Origin of the sequence: Streptomyces noursei (assembly GCF_016917755.1) — a bacterium.
GTDB classification, from domain to species: Bacteria; Actinomycetota; Actinomycetes; order Streptomycetales; family Streptomycetaceae; genus Streptomyces; species Streptomyces yunnanensis.
The window spans coordinates 5,641,466-5,656,567 of the sequence record NZ_CP070326.1 but is presented as its reverse complement, the minus strand read 5'-3'; the positions used below and the strand labels follow the sequence as shown (position 1 = coordinate 5,656,567).

The following is a 15,102-nucleotide window of genomic DNA, read 5'->3' as shown; positions in this document are numbered from 1 at the left end:
CCATGCCTCACGCCCCGCGCCCCGCCCGCCGCGCCCTGCGCCCCGCCGCCCTGCTCGCCGCCCTGGCCCTGGCCGTCACCGGCTGCGGCGCCCACGTCGCCGACCCGACCCACGGCACCGACGAGCACGCCTTGGGGCACTACCCCGTCACCGTCACCAACTGCGGCACCCGGACCACCTACCCGCACGCCCCGCGCCGCGTGGTCACCAACGACGTCGGCATCACCGAGATCATGTTCGCGCTGGGCCTGGAGGACCGGATGGCCGGTTACGCCATGCCCGACGACAAGGGCGACCTCACCAAGGTCCCCTGGAAGGCCGCCTACGACAAGGTCCCCTGGCTGTCGAAGAAGGCCCTCACCAAGGAGATGGCCCTGGACGCCAAGGCCGACCTGGTCTTCGCCGGCTGGAACTACGGCTTCGGCGAGGGCAACGGCCTGACCCCCGCCGCCCTCGGGAAGCTCGGCGTCGGCTCCTACGTCCTGACCGAGTCCTGCCACAACGGCAGCGGCGCCGGCGCCCGCGGCGTGATGCCGCCCCTGGAGGCGCTCTACACCGACCTCACCACCCTCGGAAAGATCTTCGACGTCGAGGACCGCGCCCAGGCCCTGATCCGCGCGTACCAGAAGCAGGTCGCCGACGCCGCCGCCAGGACCCCCGCCCACCGCCCCACCGTCTTCCTCTACGACGACGGCCGCGACAAGCCGCTGACCTCCGGCAAGTACGCCGCCCCGCACGACATCATCACCAAGGCCGGCGGCGACCACGTCATGAAGGACCTCAAGGACTCCTGGACCACCGTCGGCTGGGAGACCGTCGTCGCCCGCGACCCCGACGTCATCGTCATCAACAACTACGGCGACACCTCCGCCGCGCAGAAGAAGGCGTTCCTGGAGTCCTACGCCCCGATCGCCGGCGTCTCGGCGATCAAACACCACCGCATCTACGTGATGGATTACGCCGAACTCGTCGAAAGCCCCCGCAATCCCACCGCCATCAGCGACCTCGCCCGTTATCTGCGGGGCGTGCGCACCGACTGACCGCCCTCCTACACTGGCCGTGTGGTGACCACCGACTGGCAGAGCGACCTCCGCAGGCGCGGATACCGCCTGACCCCGCAGCGACAACTCGTGCTGGAGGCGGTGGACAGGCTGGAGCACGCCACCCCGGACGACATCCTCACCGAGGTGCGCAAGACCGCCGGCGGCATCAACATCTCCACCGTCTACCGCACCCTGGAACTCCTCGAAGAGCTGGAGCTGGTCAGCCACGCCCACCTCGGGCACGGCGCGCCCACCTACCACCTCGCCGACCGCCACCACCACATCCACCTGGTGTGCCGGGACTGCACCGACGTCATCGAGGCGGACCTGTCGGTCGCCGCGCCGTTCGCGGCCACCCTCCGCAAGCAGTTCGGCTTCGAGACCGACATGAAGCACTTCGCGATCTTCGGCCGGTGCACGGGCTGCGCGGCCCGGGCCGCGCAGGGCGGCGGTACGGCCGAGGGGAACGGGTAGCACGCCGCCTACTGGTCGTAGGCTGGCCCCATGCTGCGACATTCATCCGCCAGCCCTCTGCTGTCGCTGCCCGGCGCCGTCCCCGCCGAGGCCCCCGACGAAGGCGTCGCCGCGCACTACGGCGACTTGTTCCGGGAGCAACGTGCCCTCGCCGACGGATCCGGCTTCGTGGACCTCTCGCACCGCGGCGTGGTGACCGTCAGCGGCCCCGAGCGGCTGAGCTGGCTGCATCTGCTGCTGACCCAGCACGTCAGCGAACTCCCGCCCGGCCAGGCCACCGAGGCCCTGATCCTCTCCGCGAACGGCCACGTCGAGCACGCGCTCTACCTGGTCGACGACGGCGAGACGACCTGGTTGCACACCGAGCCCGGCAAACAGGAGGCGCTGATCGCCTACCTGGAGAGCATGAAGTTCTTCTACCGGGTCGAGGTCGCCGACCGCACCGACGACTTCGCCGTCGTCCACCTCCCGGCCGGCTCCATCGTCGAGGCCCCCGAGGGCACCGTCGTGCGGGAGACCCCGCACGGCCGCGACCTGTTCCTGCCGCGCGCCGAGCTGGAGGCGTTCGCCGCGGCCGGGGGCCCCGCGATCGGCATCCTCGCCCTGGAGGCGCTGCGCGTCGAGGCGCACCGCCCGCGGCTCGGCCTGGAGACCGACCACCGCACCATCCCGCACGAGGTCGGCTGGATCGGCGGCGCGGTCCACCTCCAGAAGGGCTGCTACCGCGGCCAGGAGACCGTCGCCCGGGTCCAGAACCTCGGCAAGCCGCCGCGCCGCCTGGTCTTCCTCCACCTCGACGGCAGCGAGGTCCACCTCCCGCCGCACGGGACGCCGGTCCGGCTGGCCGCGGACGGCGAGGAGGGCCGCCAGCTGGGCTTCATCACCACCTCGGCCCGCCACCACGAACTCGGCCCGATCGCCCTGGCCCTGGTCAAGCGCAACGTCCCGACCGACGCCGTGCTGCTCGCGGGCAGCACGGCGGCGGCCCAGGAGGTCGTGGTCGAACCGTAGGAGCGGGGCGCACGGGGGCGCCCTACGGGGTGGGCCGTCTCGTGCCCCACCCGGTGAGGCGCCCCTGGAATGCATGTCCGGGAATGCGCCCCCGGGAATCCGTGCCAGGGAATTCGTGCCAGGGAATGCGCCCCGGGAATGCGCGTCCGGGCCCGCCGCGTTGTGGCCCCGCAGGGGGCCTTCGCGTCCCCTAGGGGATCCGTTCCCCTCCCCCCTTGGGAGCGCCCAGGAGCCGTTCAGACCTCCAGCAGCACCGTGAACGGCCCGTCGTTCGTCAGCGACACCTTCATGTCCGCGCCGAACCGTCCGGTCTCCACCTGTGCGCCCAACGCCCGCAGCCGGGCGACCACCTCGTCGACCAGCGGCTCGGCGACCGGGCCCGGCGCAGCCGCCTGCCAGGTGGGACGACGGCCCTTGCGCGCGTCACCGTAGAGAGTGAACTGGCTGATCACCAGGAGCGGCGCCCCGTTGTCCGAACAGGACTTCTCGCCCTGCAGGATCCGCACCGACCACAGCTTCCGGGCGAGCTGCGCGGCCTTCTCCGGGGTGTCGTCGTGCGTGACTCCCACCAGGGCGCACAGCCCCTCCCCGACGATCTCGCCGACCGTCTCGCCCGCCACCTCGACGCGTGCGCCGTTCACCCTCTGCACCACAGCTCGCATACCCGCCATCATGCCGGGCCGCCCCGACGCCGCGGCCCGGGTACCCCCACGAGGGCCGTTCGAGTGCCATGGCACTGCACACGGGCCGCACAGAGTGGCACGATGCGTGCACGCGGTGCGTTTCACGGACAACATGCCCTGGACGCGGCACCGGACGAGGGGACGGAACGATTCATGACCACACTCGGCGCCGGCCAGACTCCCGGCCCCGTGCCAACCGCCCGTACGGCACCCGTCGGCGGCCCGCCGCCGGCCCGCCCCGTCCCGCCGTCCGGGCCTCCCAGACCGGTCGTCCCGGAGACCTCGACCGCCCCGGAGGCCCCGCAGTCCCTGACCACCACCCCGGCGCCGGCTCCCGTCGAGCCCGCCCGTACCAAGGATGACCCCATGCTCCAGGCAGGCCAGGCACAGACCGCCCGCCCCCCGCAGCAGCGCGACCGCTTCCGTCCGGCCGGCCCACCGGAGCTGTCCGGCCTGAGCCTGCCCGAACTGCGCGTGGTGCGCCGCGACTGCCAGCAGGAGGAGGCCGACCTCAGCTATCTGCGGCGGCTGCTCCAGGGCCGGATCGACATCCTCCGCGCCGAGATCGCCCGCCGCACCGGGCCGCACTCGCCGCTGCTGGACCGGCTGCCCGAGATCCTCACCGACCTCCCGTCGCGCCAGCGCTCGTCCGCCCGGCATGTGACGCTCGGCACCCCGCACAGCGAGGAGTACCGCCGGCTCGCCGACGAGATGCTCGGCGAGGTCGAGCTGTCGGACCTCACGGCCCGTACGGACGAGGAGCTGCACGACGCGATGGCGCGGCTGATCCGCTACGAGCGGCAGATCTCGCAGCGCCGTCAGTCCCTGCAGCGCACGACCGACGATTGCAGTGCGGAAATCGCACGCAGGTACCGTGAAGGCGAAGCCCAAGTAGACGACCTGCTCTCCTGAACGGCCACAAGCCGCCTCCGGGAGCGGGTCCCCGTCCCCCGGAAGGCCGGCCTTGACCTCGTCGAAGACCTCGTCCTCGTCCTCGCCCACCCCGATACCCGAGCAGTCGTCGTCCGCGGCGGCGCCCGGGACACCGGTCGGTCCGGTGCCGTCGCCGGTGCTCGCCGAGGTCGTCCGCTCCGGCTTCGTCGAGGGCCGGCACCGGGGCTCGCTGGTGGTGCTGGCGGCCGACGGGAGTGTCGAGCAGGCCCTCGGTGACGTCGCGGCGCCGGTCTTCCCGCGTTCGACGAACAAGCCGATGCAGGCGGCGGCGATCCTGCGGGCGGGCCTGGACCTCTCCGGGGAGCGGTTGGCGCTGGCCGCGGCGAGCCACTCCGGCGAGGCGTTCCACCTCGACCTGGTGCGGACCATGCTCGCCGAGCACGGGCTCTCCGCGGAGCTGCTGCAGACGCCGCCGGACCTGCCGCTGGACCCGCAGGAGGCGGAGCACTACCTCGCCGCCGGCAACGTCCGCGACCCGCTCACCATGAACTGCTCCGGCAAGCACACCGCGATGCTCGCGGCCTGCGCGCTGAACGGGTGGCCGCTGGAGACGTACCTGGCGCAGGACCACCCGCTCCAGCAGCTGATCCTGGACGTCGTCCGCACGGCGGGCGGCGAGGACGTCGCCCACATCGGCACCGACGGCTGCGGGGCGCCGCTGATGTCGCTGTCGCTGACCGGGCTGGCGCGGGCCTATCGCCACTTCGTGCTCGCCGAGCCGGGGACGCCCGAGCGGCGCGTGGCGGACGCGATGCGGGCGCACCCGGAGTACGTCGCGGGCACCCGCCGGCCGGACACCTGGCTGATGCGGGCCCTTCCCGGCACCCTCTCCAAGATGGGCGCCGAGGCGGTGCAGGCGCTGGCCCTGCCGGACGGGCGGGCGCTGGCCTTCAAGATCGACGACGGCGCGGGGCGCACGCTGGGGCCCGTTCTGGCCCGTGTGCTGCGCGGGATGGGCGTCGAGGACGCGGTGCTCGCGCGGATCGAGGATGTGCCGCTGCACGGGGGCGGGAGCCGGGTGGGGGAGGTTCGGGCGGCCTTCTGAGCGGGCTCCGCGGCGTCCCACGTGGTGGTTCCGGGCGGCGCTCCTGCGCCGCCCGTGCCGGTCCTCGGGCCGGGCCGGGCCGGTCGGTGGGTGCCCCACGGCGGTCCGACTCCCGCGCCCGGGCGGACCCGGCGGAATCCGCACCCCCGCATCCGTCACGCAGGGGGCCGGGAAAACCTAAAGTGGCGGTGCATCCGTAATGGCTACTCACCACCACAGCAGGAGGCCGGCGACCATGAGTGACGCGAATTCCGAGCCGCAGGGGCCCGAGGCGATCGAGCACGCGCACGACCCCGAGGTGCTGCAGCTCGCGGCCAAGGTGTTCGACCTGGCGCGGCATGGTGACACCGACACCGTCGCCGCCTATGTGGACGCGGGCGTGCCCGCCAACCTGACGAACGACAGGGGCGACTCCCTGGTGATGCTCGCCGCCTACCACGGGCACCCGGCCACCGTGGAGGCCCTGTTGCAGCGCGGCGGGGACGTCGATCGCGCCAACGACCGGGGGCAGACTCCCCTTGCCGGTGCGGTGTTCAAGGGGGCGGACGAGGTCGTGAAGGTCCTGCTGGCGCACGGTGCCGATCCGGCGGCCGGTGCGCCGTCGGCGATCGAGACGGCGCGGATGTTCCAGAAGACGGAGTTGCTGGAGCTGTTCGGCGCGGAGTGACGGCCCCGGGGGCGGGCCGTGTTTGCTCGCCCCCGCCGCTTGACCTCATGTTTGATTGAGGTTTTAACGTCGTGGCCGTTGCACTCCACTCCGCCACGAAGGGCCTGACATGTCCGCAGAGCGCTACACCCTCGCCGTGATCGTCGCCAGCACCCGGGAGGGCCGGTTCGCCCCGGTCATCACCGAGTGGTTCACCCGGCACATCAGCGCCGCCCACCCGCACCTGACGGTCGACGTCATCGATCTGGGCGCCGTCCGGCCCTACGAACTCCGGCACGGGAGCGCGGAGTTCATCGCGTACGCCAAGCGCGTGGAGCAGGCGGACGCGTTCGCCGTGATCACGCCGGAGTACAACCACTCCTTCCCGGCCCCGCTCAAGCACGCCATCGACCTGCTGCGCGCCGAGTGGCAGGCCAAGCCGGTCGGCTTCGTCTCCTACGGCGGGATCTCCGGCGGTCTGCGCGCGGTCGAGCAACTGCGGCTGGTGTTCGCCGAGTTGCACGCCACGACGGTGCGCGAAACGGTCAGCTTCGCGCTCACCGGCGGCCCCTTCGACGACCAGGGGCAGCTGCGCGACCCGGAGCCGCCGGCCCGGGCCGCGGACGCGCTGCTGAACCAGCTGGCCTGGTGGGCGCGGGCCCTGCGAGAGGCGCGCACGGCCCGCCCGTACGGCAACTGAGCCGACCCGGCCGGGCGTTCCTCACGGCGCGGCGGTGCTCCCGGCGGGCCGCCGCGGCCGTGGGCACCGCAGCGCGATCGTCGATACTTGAGGCGGGTGCGCGAGCAGGCGCGCCGGCGTTGCGGGGAACGTGGAGGGGGTTGGCGTGGGCGGACAGAAGGGCCCCTACGAGTGCGGGCTGGACGCCGCCGTGGACGTCATCGGCGGCAAGTGGAAGGTGCTGCTCCTGTGGGCGCTCGCCCAGGGCCCGCGGCGGTTCGGCCAGTTGCGCCGGGAACTGCCGGGGATCAGCGAGAAGGTGCTCGCCCAGCAGCTCCGCGAGCTGGAGGCCGACGGCATCGTCCACCGCGAGGTGTTCGCGCAGGTCCCCCCGAAGGTCGAGTACGCGCTGACCGGGCTCGGTACATCGCTCAACGAGGCGCTGACCCCGCTGGGCGCCTGGGGCCGGCAGCACATGGCCCACCTGGAGGCCACCCACGGGCAGCGCCATCCGGACGCGGTCTGATCCCGGCCGGCGACGCGCCGGCCATCACCGTCATCACCGCCATCACCGTCATCACCGTCATCGCCGTCATCGCCGTCATCACCGGTCGGCCGGGTCCGCTGGGCCCTCCTGCACGGCCCAGCCGTTCCCGTCCGGGTCGCTGAAGTAGACGAACGAGTTCCACGCCCCGCCGGGGCCGTCGGTGAGCGCCCCGTTCTCCACGTGCTGCACGGGGCCGACCGGCACCCCGCGGGCGAGCAACTCGCCGCGGGCCGCGGCCACATCGGGCACCACCAGCTGCACCCCCTGCACCGAGCCGGGGCGCACCGGCGTCACCCCGTCGCCCGCCCCCAGGACGATCGAGCAGTCCGAGCCGGGCGGGGTCAGCTGGACGATCCGCACGCCGTCGTCGAGCCGGATGTCGAAATCGACGGCGAAGCCGACCCGCTCGTTGTAGAACTGCTTCGCGCGTTCCACGTCGCTCACCGGAATCGGCACCAGCGCGAGCTTCCATTCCATGGTGTGCCGCCCCTCGGGGATCTCACCGGCCGGCCGCCTGTCCCGCCGGTCGTCGTCGCACGTCGGGCCGGATGTCGGCGGGCCGCCGACGGTGTGGCCGGCGCGCGTCGCCCGCCTGCGTGAAGGCCGTCGCTCGCCTTTCAGAAGTCTAGGGACGGGGCGGCGGGTGCGCCTCCCGCAGCATTTCCCATTGACGGAGTGAGCGCTCACTCCGTACCGTGGCAGCATGTCCCCCACCACCTCTTCCGCCGAGAGCAAGCCGCCGCGCCGCCGGGCACCCGGTATGAGCGTCGAACAGCGGCGAGCCATGATCGTTGCCGCCGCCCTCCCGCTGATCGGGGAGCACGGGGCGGCCGTCACCACCAGTCAGATCGCCCGCGCCGCCGGGATCGGCGAGGCCACGATCTTCCGTGCGTTCAAGGACAAGGACGAGCTGCTGGACGCCTGCGTGGCCGAGGCCGTGGGCGTCGAGCACGTGCTGCGCGAGCTCGCCTCCGTCCCCCTCGACGAGCCGCTGGCCACGCGGCTCACCGAGGCCGCCGAGGCCCTCTGCGCCCACATGGAGCGCATGGGCACCGTCGTCAGAAGCCTCTACGCCACCGGGCACCGCCACGAGCGCGGGCTCCCGCCGCAGACCCGGGCGGACGGCACTCCGCCCGAGGACGCCCGGGCCCGGTCCTTCCGCGCCCTGCAGGACGCCGTGGTCGAGCTGATCGAGCCGGACCGGGAGGTGCTGCGGCTGGGCCCCGAGCGGGTCGCCGCCGCTTTCCTGGGGCTGCTCTTCAGCCGGCTACCCTCGCCCGCCGGCCCGGGCCACGACCCCCTCACCACCGAGGAACTCGTCTCCGTGCTGCTCCGCGGCACCCTCACCGACCCCGGGAGCGCCTGATGCCCGTCAGCCTCAACCACACCATCGTCCCGGCCACCGACCACCGTGCCGCGGCCCGCTTCTTCGCTGAGGTTGGGGTCTCCCCTGCTCGAACGGAGTTGAGAGCTTGGGGAAGGACCTGCCGGAGCTCCCGCCGGCCGGCCGCGACGGCCACTTCGCCCCGGTCCGGGTGAACGAGACGCTCACCCTGGACTTCATGGCCGTCCCGGACCCCGAGGGCCACCACCTGGCCTTCGACGTCGATCCCGAGACCTTCGACGGGGTCCTCGCCCGCCTGCGGTCCGCCGGCATCCCCTACGGCAACGCCCCGGGCCACCCGGACAACGGCCGGATCGACCACCCGCTGTGCCCCCGCGGCCTGTTCTTCCTCGACGCCGACCGCAATCTCTACGAGGTGATGTCGCCGGCCTGAGGCCGGCGGCGGTGGGGCCGGCGGCCGGGGCACTCCCCCGCCGGCCCCACCGCCTCACCGGCCGGCGCGCCGCTCGGGTGCGCCGGCCGGTGGCCTCACTTGCCGACGAAGGCCAGGTTCCCGGCGTCGTACCGGGTGCCGGCGACCCGTCCGGCCGGGGCCGCGGCGTCGATGGCGGCGAGCTCCTCGACGGAGAGCCGCACCTCCACGGCCCCGAGGTTCTCCACCAGGTACTTCTGGCGGCGGGTGCCCGGGATCGGCACGACGTCGTCACCCCGGTGCTGCACCCAGGCCAGCGCCAACTGGCCGGCGGTGACGCCCTTCTCGGCGGCGAGCTCGTTGAGCTTCTCCACGATCGCGAGGTTCTGCTCCAGGTTGCCGTCCGCGAAGCGCGGCTGGGTGCGGCGCACATCGGACTCCGGCAGGCCCTCGACCGAGGTGTAGCGCCCCGTCAGGAAGCCGCGGCCGAGCGGCGAGAACGGCACCAGGCCGATGCCGAGCTCGCGGCAGACCGGGGCGACCTCCTCCTCCAGATCGCGGGTCCACAGCGACCATTCGCTCTGCAGCGCGGCGATCGGGTGGACCGCGTGGGCCCGCCGGACGGTCTCCACGCCCGCCTCGGACAGGCCGAGGTGGCGCACCTTGCCCGCCGCGACCAGCTCGGCCATGGCGCCGACGGTCTCCTCGATCGGCACGTCGGGGTCGACCCGGTGCTGGTAGTAGAGGTCGATGTGGTCGACGCCGAGCCGGCGCAGCGAGGCGTCGCAGGCCTGCCGGACGTAGGCGGCGTCGCCGCGGATCTCGATCGGCTCGCCCAGCCGGTTGGCGAAGCCGAACTTGGTGGCCAGCACCACCTCGTCGCGCCGCCCGGCGACCGCCTTTCCGATCAACTCCTCGTTGTGGCCCGACCCGTAGAAGTCGGCGGTGTCCAGGAGGGTGACGCCGAGGTCGAGCGCGTGGCGGATGGTCGCGATCGACTGGTCGTCGTCCGAGGCGCCGTAGCCGTGGCTCATCCCCATGCACCCGAGCCCCTGCGCGGATACCGCGAGTCCCCCGAGGTGACGGGTGGGAATCTCCATCATGTTGCTGCCTCCTGGTGCGTACGACGAATGGGACGGGAGGGAGTGGGCGGCCCGCTGCCGACGCCCCTCGATCCGTCCACGACGCTACGAGTTGGAGCGCGCTCCAAGTCAACTGATCTACGGGCGACCCCCGTCGCAGCCTCCTCGTCGCGGCTTCCTCGTCGCGGCCCCCTGATCGCCGCGGCGCCGGGTCAGCCTTCGGCGCCCGCTATGGCCCGCAAAGCCCGACAGTGCGCGGCGAAGACGGCCCGGCCGTCCGCCGTGAGGGCGAGCCAGGTGCGCGGGCGCTTGCCGACGTATCCCTTGGTGACGGCGACATAGCCGGCCTTCTCCAGGGTGGCGACCTGCCGCGACAGGACCGAGTCGCTCACCTCGACCGTGTCGCGCACGAACGCGAACTCGGCCTTCTCCGCGGCGGCCAGGGTCGCCACGATGGAGAAGCGGACCGGGGCGTGGATGACCTCGTCCAGCCCGTGGCGCGGGTGGCTTCCGGGCGGCGGGGCGGCATCCGAGGCCGCCCCCGTCGCCTCGTGCGTCTCCGTCACTTCCGGGCCTCCAGATATCCGCCTATCAGGCCCGGCAGGGAGACCACCACCGCGCCGGGCACCCACCAGGACACATCCCCCCGGAAGAAGAGCAGTCCGAGCCACAGCACCGCGGAGTAGAGCAGTGCCCAGGTGCCGATCATGATGCCGTGCCAGCGGCCGAACCCCCGCCGGGCGACGGGCTGTCGGGCCGCGTAGACCGAGAGCACGGCGATCGTGGCGCCCCAGCCCCCGGCGCCGATCGCCGGCCCGAACGGGGCCTTCACCAGGCCGATGACAAGCACCAGCAGACCGGCCGCGCAACCGTAGACGACTTGGTACCGCACGTACCACGCGGTGCGCTTGCGGACCATCGAACTCAGCTCCTGCGCGCGGGCCAACGCGGCCGCCGCGTCGCTGGATGCGTACTCCCCCATGTCCATCCCCCTCATTCGTCACAGTGAGCAAGGTCTTCGCTCACTCATTCGACACTCATCATGCTGACAAGAACTTTCCAATCTGACAAGTACTTTCCGACTGCTTCTTCGCGCGCGGGCAGAGGCCGCCCGCGGCGCGCACGCGAACGGCACCGGGACGCTCCCCTCCTGACTGCCGATCATCTGGTCGGGTACTGTTGCCCCGGCCGTCGGCGCCCGACGTGGTGCCGGCCCGCGTCCGTTTCGTACACGCGCCCGCCCCAAGGAGGTGAGACCGATTCCCCGCCAGACCAGGCAGGTGCTCCCGTCTCACGTCCGTGCGTCCACCCGGCTTAGGTGACCGCCCGACATCCGTGACCCGGGAAGCGCCCCTCGGCATCCCGAAAGGCTCACCACCATGTCGTCACCCCACCCGTCACCCAAGTCCCTGTTCTCATCGGGCACTTGCTCCTCGACCGAGACGGCGGAGCCGTCCCGTTCCACCGTCGTCACCCGACTCCGCGCCGCCGGCTGCGTCTTCGCCGAGGACGAGGCCGCGCTCCTGATCGCTGCGGCCCCCACCCCGGACGACCTCGCCGCCCTGGTGGAGCGGCGGACGGCCGGCCATCCCCTGGAACACGTCCTCGGCTGGGCCGAGTTCGGGGGTCTGCGGGTCGCCGTGGACCCCGGGGTCTTCGTACCGCGCCGCCGCACCGAGTTCCTGCTCGGCCAGGCCGTCGCCCTCGGACGCCGGCCTCCCGGGCGGACCGGGCGGACCGGGCGGCACATCGTGGCGGTGGACCTGTGCTGCGGCTCCGGCGCGGTGGGCGCCGCGCTGGCCGCGGCGTTGGGCGGCGTCGAACTGCACGCCTGCGACATCGAACCGGCCGCGGTGCGCTGCGCCCGCCGCAATGTCGCCGCCGCCGGCGGCCTGGTCTACGAGGGCGACCTGTTCGCCCCGCTCCCCGTCCACCTCCAGGGGCGCATCGACGTCCTGACGGCCAACGTCCCCTACGTGCCCACCGAGGAGGTCGGCCTGTTGCCGCCGGAGGCCCGCGAGCACGAGCCGCTGGTGGCGCTCGACGGCGGCGCGGACGGGCTCGACGTGCTGCGGCGGGTGACCGCGGCGGCGCCGCGGTGGCTGGCGCCGGGCGGCCACCTGCTGGTCGAGACCGGCGAGCGCCAGGCGCCCCGGGCCGTGGAGACCTTCCGGCGCAGCGGGCTGGTCCCCCGGGTGGCCACCTCCGACGAGCTCTACGCCACCGTCGTGATCGGCACCCGCCCGACCGACCCGGCTCGACCGACCGGGACGACCGACCCGACCGGGACGAAAACCGCTTAAGCATCGTCCGCGGCAGGCCGTACGGTGGGCCCATGGCTTCGATGAGCTACGACCGCCACTGTGCCGAAATCGTCGCCCAGACCGCCCTGTTGAGGACCCGGCTCGACGATGCGGACCTCTCCGCGCCGGTTCCCACCTGCCCCGGTTGGACGCTCGCCCAGTTGGCGCGCCACCTGGGCGGCGCCCACCGCTGGGCCGAGACGATCATCCGGACGAGGGCGGCCGAACCGGTCCCCGACGACCTGGTCAACGACGTCTCCGGTCACCCCGACGTGGACGCGGCCACGCTCGGCGCCTGGCTCACCGACGGCGCCGAGCAGTTGGCCGACGCCCTGCGCACCGCCGGCCCGGACACCCCGGTGTGGACGGTGGCCCCGGGCGGCACCCCGGCCTTCTGGGCGCGCCGGATGACGCACGAGACGGTGGTCCACCGCGCGGACGCCACCTTCGTGGCCGCGCAGTCCCCCGGCGGGTCCGCCGGGGCCGCCCGCCCGTTCGCCGTCGTCGAGGACGTCGCCGTGGACGCGCTCGATGAGTGGATGTCCTTCGGCTCCCTGCCGGTGGTGCGGGAAACCACGCCCCGGATCGCCGACTTCATGGGCCGGGGCCACACCCTCCGCTTCCAGGCCACCGACGCCGCCCCCGAGGCCGCGGCGGACTGGCTGATCGCCCTCGAAGCCGACGCCCTCACCTGGCACCGGCCGCCCTCCCCCGCGCTCTCGCCCCCTCCCCCACTCTCAGCTTCGTTCGAGCGTGGGGACCCCCCTGAACGGGGAGGCGCCCCCGATGCCCCCGATGCCCCCGATGCCCCCGATGCCCCCGATGCCCTCGGCGCACCGGCCACCACCACCGTCCGCGGCGCCCTGAGCGATCTGCTGCTGCTCGTCTACGGCCGCATCCCCACCCGCGGCGCCGCGCCCGCCCCGGTCGGTGCCGGCACCGGCCCGGTCGAGATCCGCGGCGACGTCCCGCTGCTCGACGCCTGGCTGCACGCCGTCAGCTTCTGGCTCAGGGAGTGAGGCGGCGCGGGGAGGGGGGCGCGGGGCCGCTCCCCACCACGGCGTCGAACAGCGGCCAGCCGTCGAGCTCCCGCTCCCGCGCTCCGGCGGTCACCGGCAGTGCGCCGCGCTCCCCCAGGCTCTCGGTCCTCCCCCGCTCTCGACTTCGTTCGAGCGGGGGGACCCCCACGGGCAGGGCGGCGTCCCCCACCGCGGCGTCCAGCAACTTCCGTACGACGCCCGGCTCATGGAGGTTGAGCGACCGGCGCCGGTCGTCCATGACCGCCCCGGAGTGCAGGAAGCCGTCGGGGACGAAGCGCCCGGGGCCGGGGCGGAAGACGATCCGCAGTACCTCCCGGCTGCCCTCGCGGCGCAGGGAGAGCACCTCCCGGCACTCGGGGTGCCGGTGGCGCACGGTCCACAGCCAGCACTGATCGCCCACGACGAGCCGGCGGGGCCGGTGTGTCTTCCGCATCCGCCCGACAGTAGCCCGCCGGGAGCCCGGCAGCAGCCCCTCAGGCGTCCGCCCACAGCTCCCCCCGGCGCTCCGCCACCACCGCCCCGATACGGGCCAGCGCCTCGGTGGCGGGCAGCGGTGCGGGGCGGCGGCCGTCGCGGAGACGGAGCGCGACGAGGTCGGCGGGGGCCTCCCGGGGGCCGATGACGGCCTGGTAGGGGACGTGTCGGGCGGCCCGGATACGGGCGCCGAGGGTGCCCTGCGCCGGCTCGGCGAGTGCGGCGCGCAGACCGCGTTCGCGACAGCGCCGCACGAGGTCGGCGGCCTGCGGCAGCTCGTCCTCGGAGAGCGGGAGCGCCGCCAGCTGGACGGGGGCGAGCCAGGCCGGGAAGGCGCCGCCGTGCTCCTCGATGAGGTGGGCGACGGCGCGTTCGACGCTGCCGATGACGGCGCGGTGGACCATCACGGGCCGGTGCCGGGTGCCGTCGGGGCCCACGTAGGACAGGTCGAAGCGGCGCGGCTGATGAAGGTCGACCTGGACGGTGGAGAGGGTCGCCTCGCGGCCGGCGCGGTCGGCGACCTGCACATCGATCTTGGGGCCGTAGAAGGCGGCCTCGCCCTCGGCGGCCTCGTAGGGCACGCCGGAGGCGTCCAGGACCTCGGTCAGCAGGGCCGCGGCGCGTCGCCACATCGCGGGGTCGTCGATGTACTTGCCGCCCTCGCCGGGGAGCGAGAGGCGGTAGCGGGCGGCGCGGATGCCGAGGTCGGCGTAGGCGCGGCGGATCAGGTCCAGGGCGGCGCGGGCCTCGTCCGCGACCTGGTCGAGGGTGCAGAAGATGTGCGCGTCGTTGAGCTGGATGGCCCGGACGCGGGTGAGACCGCCGAGCACCCCGGAGCGCTCCGAGCGGTACATCCCGCCCAACTCGGCAATTCTGAGCGGGAGTTCGCGGTAGCTGTGGGAGCGGGAGCGGTAGATGAGGGCGTGGTGGGGGCACAGGCTGGGGCGCAGCACGACCTGCTCGCCGCCGAGGTCCATGGGCGGGAACATGTCGTCGCGGTAGTGGTCCCAGTGCCCGGAGATCTCGTAGAGCTCGCGCTTGCCGAGGACCGGTGAGTAGACGTGCTGGTAGCCGGCGCGGTGCTCGGTCTCGCGGATGTACTCCTCCAGGGCGTGCCGCACCGCCGCGCCGTCCGGCAGCCAGTAGGGCAGCCCGGCGCCCATCAGCGGATCGGTGTCGAAGAGGTCCAGCTCGCGGCCGAGCCGGCGGTGGTCGTGGACGGGGGTGGCGTTCATCGGGATCTCCTCGTGTGTCACTGGAGGAGCGAGTGACCACACGGCGAAGCCCCGGGGCACTCGCCCCGGGGCTCTACGACTCGTTGGTCAGCAGTCAGCGCGCCGGGACTCTCTCCGGCGTCGTCGTGA

Annotated in this window: 19 protein-coding genes; 12 read left to right on the top strand and 7 right to left on the bottom strand. The window is 73.4% G+C overall.

Translation table 11 applies throughout. From position 1 onward, the window contains the following. Positions 1-2: 2 nt before the first annotated feature. Genes JNO44_RS25095 through ygfZ form a run of 3 tightly spaced genes read left to right on the top strand, consistent with a single transcriptional unit; the run spans position 3 to position 2,528 of the window. Positions 3-1,040, top strand: coding sequence for an ABC transporter substrate-binding protein (locus JNO44_RS25095; protein WP_205366186.1), 1,038 nt, complete (start codon positions 3-5; stop codon positions 1,038-1,040). A gap of 21 nt (positions 1,041-1,061) precedes the next feature. Beyond that, complete coding sequence (locus tag JNO44_RS25090; RefSeq protein WP_205366185.1) at positions 1,062-1,517, top strand: Fur family transcriptional regulator; 456 nt, start codon at positions 1,062-1,064, stop codon at positions 1,515-1,517. Between the two features lie 30 nt (positions 1,518-1,547). After that, positions 1,548-2,528, top strand: coding sequence for a CAF17-like 4Fe-4S cluster assembly/insertion protein YgfZ (gene ygfZ / locus JNO44_RS25085; protein ID WP_205366184.1), 981 nt, complete (start codon positions 1,548-1,550; stop codon positions 2,526-2,528). Between the two features lie 236 nt (positions 2,529-2,764). Here the strand turns inward: ygfZ and dtd are convergent, their stop codons facing one another. After that, entirely contained in the window at positions 2,765-3,190 is a 426-nt protein-coding gene (gene dtd / locus JNO44_RS25080) for a D-aminoacyl-tRNA deacylase (protein WP_039633993.1), read from the bottom strand. Between the two features lie 174 nt (positions 3,191-3,364). Here dtd and JNO44_RS25075 point away from each other — a divergent pair, with 174 nt between their 5' ends. The 5 genes from JNO44_RS25075 to JNO44_RS25055 all read left to right on the top strand — a co-directional run bounded on the left by JNO44_RS25075 (position 3,365) and on the right by JNO44_RS25055 (position 7,061). Further along, the gene (locus JNO44_RS25075) at positions 3,365-4,123 is read left to right on the top strand and encodes an RsiG family protein (RefSeq protein WP_205366183.1); all 759 of its coding nucleotides are present in this window, start codon (positions 3,365-3,367) and stop codon (positions 4,121-4,123) included. 94 nt (positions 4,124-4,217) lie between these two features. Continuing rightward, positions 4,218-5,210: an asparaginase gene (locus JNO44_RS25070; protein WP_205370448.1), complete on the top strand. Its 993-nt coding sequence runs from the start codon at positions 4,218-4,220 to the stop codon at positions 5,208-5,210. 235 nt (positions 5,211-5,445) lie between these two features. Then, a complete protein-coding gene (locus JNO44_RS25065; protein ID WP_067348172.1) occupies positions 5,446-5,877 on the top strand; it encodes an ankyrin repeat domain-containing protein in 432 nt (143 codons plus the stop codon). Between the two features lie 109 nt (positions 5,878-5,986). Continuing rightward, positions 5,987-6,556 (top strand): NADPH-dependent FMN reductase, encoded by a 570-nt coding sequence (locus JNO44_RS25060; RefSeq protein WP_205366182.1) that lies wholly within the window; start codon positions 5,987-5,989, stop codon positions 6,554-6,556. Between the two features lie 145 nt (positions 6,557-6,701). After that, the gene (locus tag JNO44_RS25055) at positions 6,702-7,061 is read left to right on the top strand and encodes a winged helix-turn-helix transcriptional regulator (protein ID WP_205366181.1); all 360 of its coding nucleotides are present in this window, start codon (positions 6,702-6,704) and stop codon (positions 7,059-7,061) included. A 78-nt stretch (positions 7,062-7,139) separates the two neighbouring features. Here the strand turns inward: JNO44_RS25055 and JNO44_RS25050 are convergent, their stop codons facing one another. Continuing rightward, positions 7,140-7,559: a VOC family protein gene (locus tag JNO44_RS25050; protein WP_205366180.1), complete on the bottom strand. Its 420-nt coding sequence runs from the start codon at positions 7,557-7,559 to the stop codon at positions 7,140-7,142. Between the two features lie 307 nt (positions 7,560-7,866). On the opposite strand from JNO44_RS25050, the gene JNO44_RS25045 reads away from it, so the two are divergent. Both JNO44_RS25045 and JNO44_RS25040 read left to right on the top strand, forming a co-directional pair. Beyond that, positions 7,867-8,448 (top strand): TetR/AcrR family transcriptional regulator, encoded by a 582-nt coding sequence (locus tag JNO44_RS25045; RefSeq protein ID WP_205370446.1) that lies wholly within the window; start codon positions 7,867-7,869, stop codon positions 8,446-8,448. A 106-nt stretch (positions 8,449-8,554) separates the two neighbouring features. After that, complete coding sequence (locus JNO44_RS25040; protein ID WP_235094048.1) at positions 8,555-8,860, top strand: VOC family protein; 306 nt, start codon at positions 8,555-8,557, stop codon at positions 8,858-8,860. Between the two features lie 95 nt (positions 8,861-8,955). Here the strand turns inward: JNO44_RS25040 and JNO44_RS25035 are convergent, their stop codons facing one another. From JNO44_RS25035 to JNO44_RS25025, 3 genes are all read right to left on the bottom strand, one after another. After that, complete coding sequence (locus tag JNO44_RS25035; RefSeq protein WP_205366179.1) at positions 8,956-9,942, bottom strand: aldo/keto reductase; 987 nt, start codon at positions 9,940-9,942, stop codon at positions 8,956-8,958. A gap of 191 nt (positions 9,943-10,133) precedes the next feature. Then, positions 10,134-10,487, bottom strand: coding sequence for a winged helix-turn-helix domain-containing protein (locus JNO44_RS25030; protein ID WP_205366178.1), 354 nt, complete (start codon positions 10,485-10,487; stop codon positions 10,134-10,136). Next, the gene (locus JNO44_RS25025) at positions 10,484-10,903 is read right to left on the bottom strand and encodes a hypothetical protein (protein WP_205366177.1); all 420 of its coding nucleotides are present in this window, start codon (positions 10,901-10,903) and stop codon (positions 10,484-10,486) included. Before JNO44_RS25025 ends, JNO44_RS25030 begins: the two co-directional genes overlap by 4 nt. Positions 10,904-11,300: 397 nt before the next feature. On the opposite strand from JNO44_RS25025, the gene JNO44_RS25020 reads away from it, so the two are divergent. After that, a complete protein-coding gene (locus JNO44_RS25020; protein ID WP_205366176.1) occupies positions 11,301-12,224 on the top strand; it encodes a putative protein N(5)-glutamine methyltransferase in 924 nt (307 codons plus the stop codon). Positions 12,225-12,256: 32 nt separating this feature from the next. Further along, on the top strand, positions 12,257-13,243 hold the full coding sequence (locus JNO44_RS25015; RefSeq protein WP_240167653.1) for a maleylpyruvate isomerase N-terminal domain-containing protein: 987 nt from the start codon (positions 12,257-12,259) through the stop codon (positions 13,241-13,243). Here JNO44_RS25015 and JNO44_RS25010 read toward each other — a convergent pair. Both JNO44_RS25010 and thrS read right to left on the bottom strand, forming a co-directional pair. Next, positions 13,233-13,697, bottom strand: a complete 465-nt coding sequence (locus JNO44_RS25010) for a hypothetical protein (protein WP_205366175.1) — start codon at positions 13,695-13,697, stop codon at positions 13,233-13,235. The two genes, JNO44_RS25015 and JNO44_RS25010, sit on opposite strands and share 11 nt — an antisense overlap. Positions 13,698-13,737: 40 nt before the next feature. Continuing rightward, on the bottom strand, positions 13,738-14,973 hold the full coding sequence (gene thrS, locus JNO44_RS25005; RefSeq protein WP_205366174.1) for a threonine--tRNA ligase: 1,236 nt from the start codon (positions 14,971-14,973) through the stop codon (positions 13,738-13,740). Between the last annotated feature and the right edge of the window lie 129 nt (positions 14,974-15,102).

What these genes read in the sequence shown, in the direction of transcription:
- JNO44_RS25045 (WP_205370446.1), top strand. Translation starts at nt 7,867, where the DNA reads ATGATCGTTGCCGCCGCCCTCCCGCTGATCGGGGAGCACGGGGCGGCC.
- dtd (WP_039633993.1), bottom strand. Translation starts at nt 3,190, where the DNA reads ATGCGAGCTGTGGTGCAGAGGGTGAACGGCGCACGCGTCGAGGTGGCG.
- JNO44_RS25015 (WP_240167653.1), top strand. Translation starts at nt 12,257, where the DNA reads ATGGCTTCGATGAGCTACGACCGCCACTGTGCCGAAATCGTCGCCCAG.
- JNO44_RS25095 (WP_205366186.1), top strand. Translation starts at nt 3, where the DNA reads ATGCCTCACGCCCCGCGCCCCGCCCGCCGCGCCCTGCGCCCCGCCGCC.
- thrS (WP_205366174.1), bottom strand. Translation starts at nt 14,973, where the DNA reads ATGAACGCCACCCCCGTCCACGACCACCGCCGGCTCGGCCGCGAGCTG.
- JNO44_RS25075 (WP_205366183.1), top strand. Translation starts at nt 3,365, where the DNA reads ATGACCACACTCGGCGCCGGCCAGACTCCCGGCCCCGTGCCAACCGCC.
- JNO44_RS25065 (WP_067348172.1), top strand. Translation starts at nt 5,446, where the DNA reads ATGAGTGACGCGAATTCCGAGCCGCAGGGGCCCGAGGCGATCGAGCAC.
- JNO44_RS25060 (WP_205366182.1), top strand. Translation starts at nt 5,987, where the DNA reads ATGTCCGCAGAGCGCTACACCCTCGCCGTGATCGTCGCCAGCACCCGG.
- JNO44_RS25020 (WP_205366176.1), top strand. Translation starts at nt 11,301, where the DNA reads ATGTCGTCACCCCACCCGTCACCCAAGTCCCTGTTCTCATCGGGCACT.
- JNO44_RS25025 (WP_205366177.1), bottom strand. Translation starts at nt 10,903, where the DNA reads ATGGGGGAGTACGCATCCAGCGACGCGGCGGCCGCGTTGGCCCGCGCG.
- JNO44_RS25050 (WP_205366180.1), bottom strand. Translation starts at nt 7,559, where the DNA reads ATGGAATGGAAGCTCGCGCTGGTGCCGATTCCGGTGAGCGACGTGGAA.
- JNO44_RS25035 (WP_205366179.1), bottom strand. Translation starts at nt 9,942, where the DNA reads ATGATGGAGATTCCCACCCGTCACCTCGGGGGACTCGCGGTATCCGCG.
- JNO44_RS25010 (WP_205366175.1), bottom strand. Translation starts at nt 13,697, where the DNA reads ATGCGGAAGACACACCGGCCCCGCCGGCTCGTCGTGGGCGATCAGTGC.
- ygfZ (WP_205366184.1), top strand. Translation starts at nt 1,548, where the DNA reads ATGCTGCGACATTCATCCGCCAGCCCTCTGCTGTCGCTGCCCGGCGCC.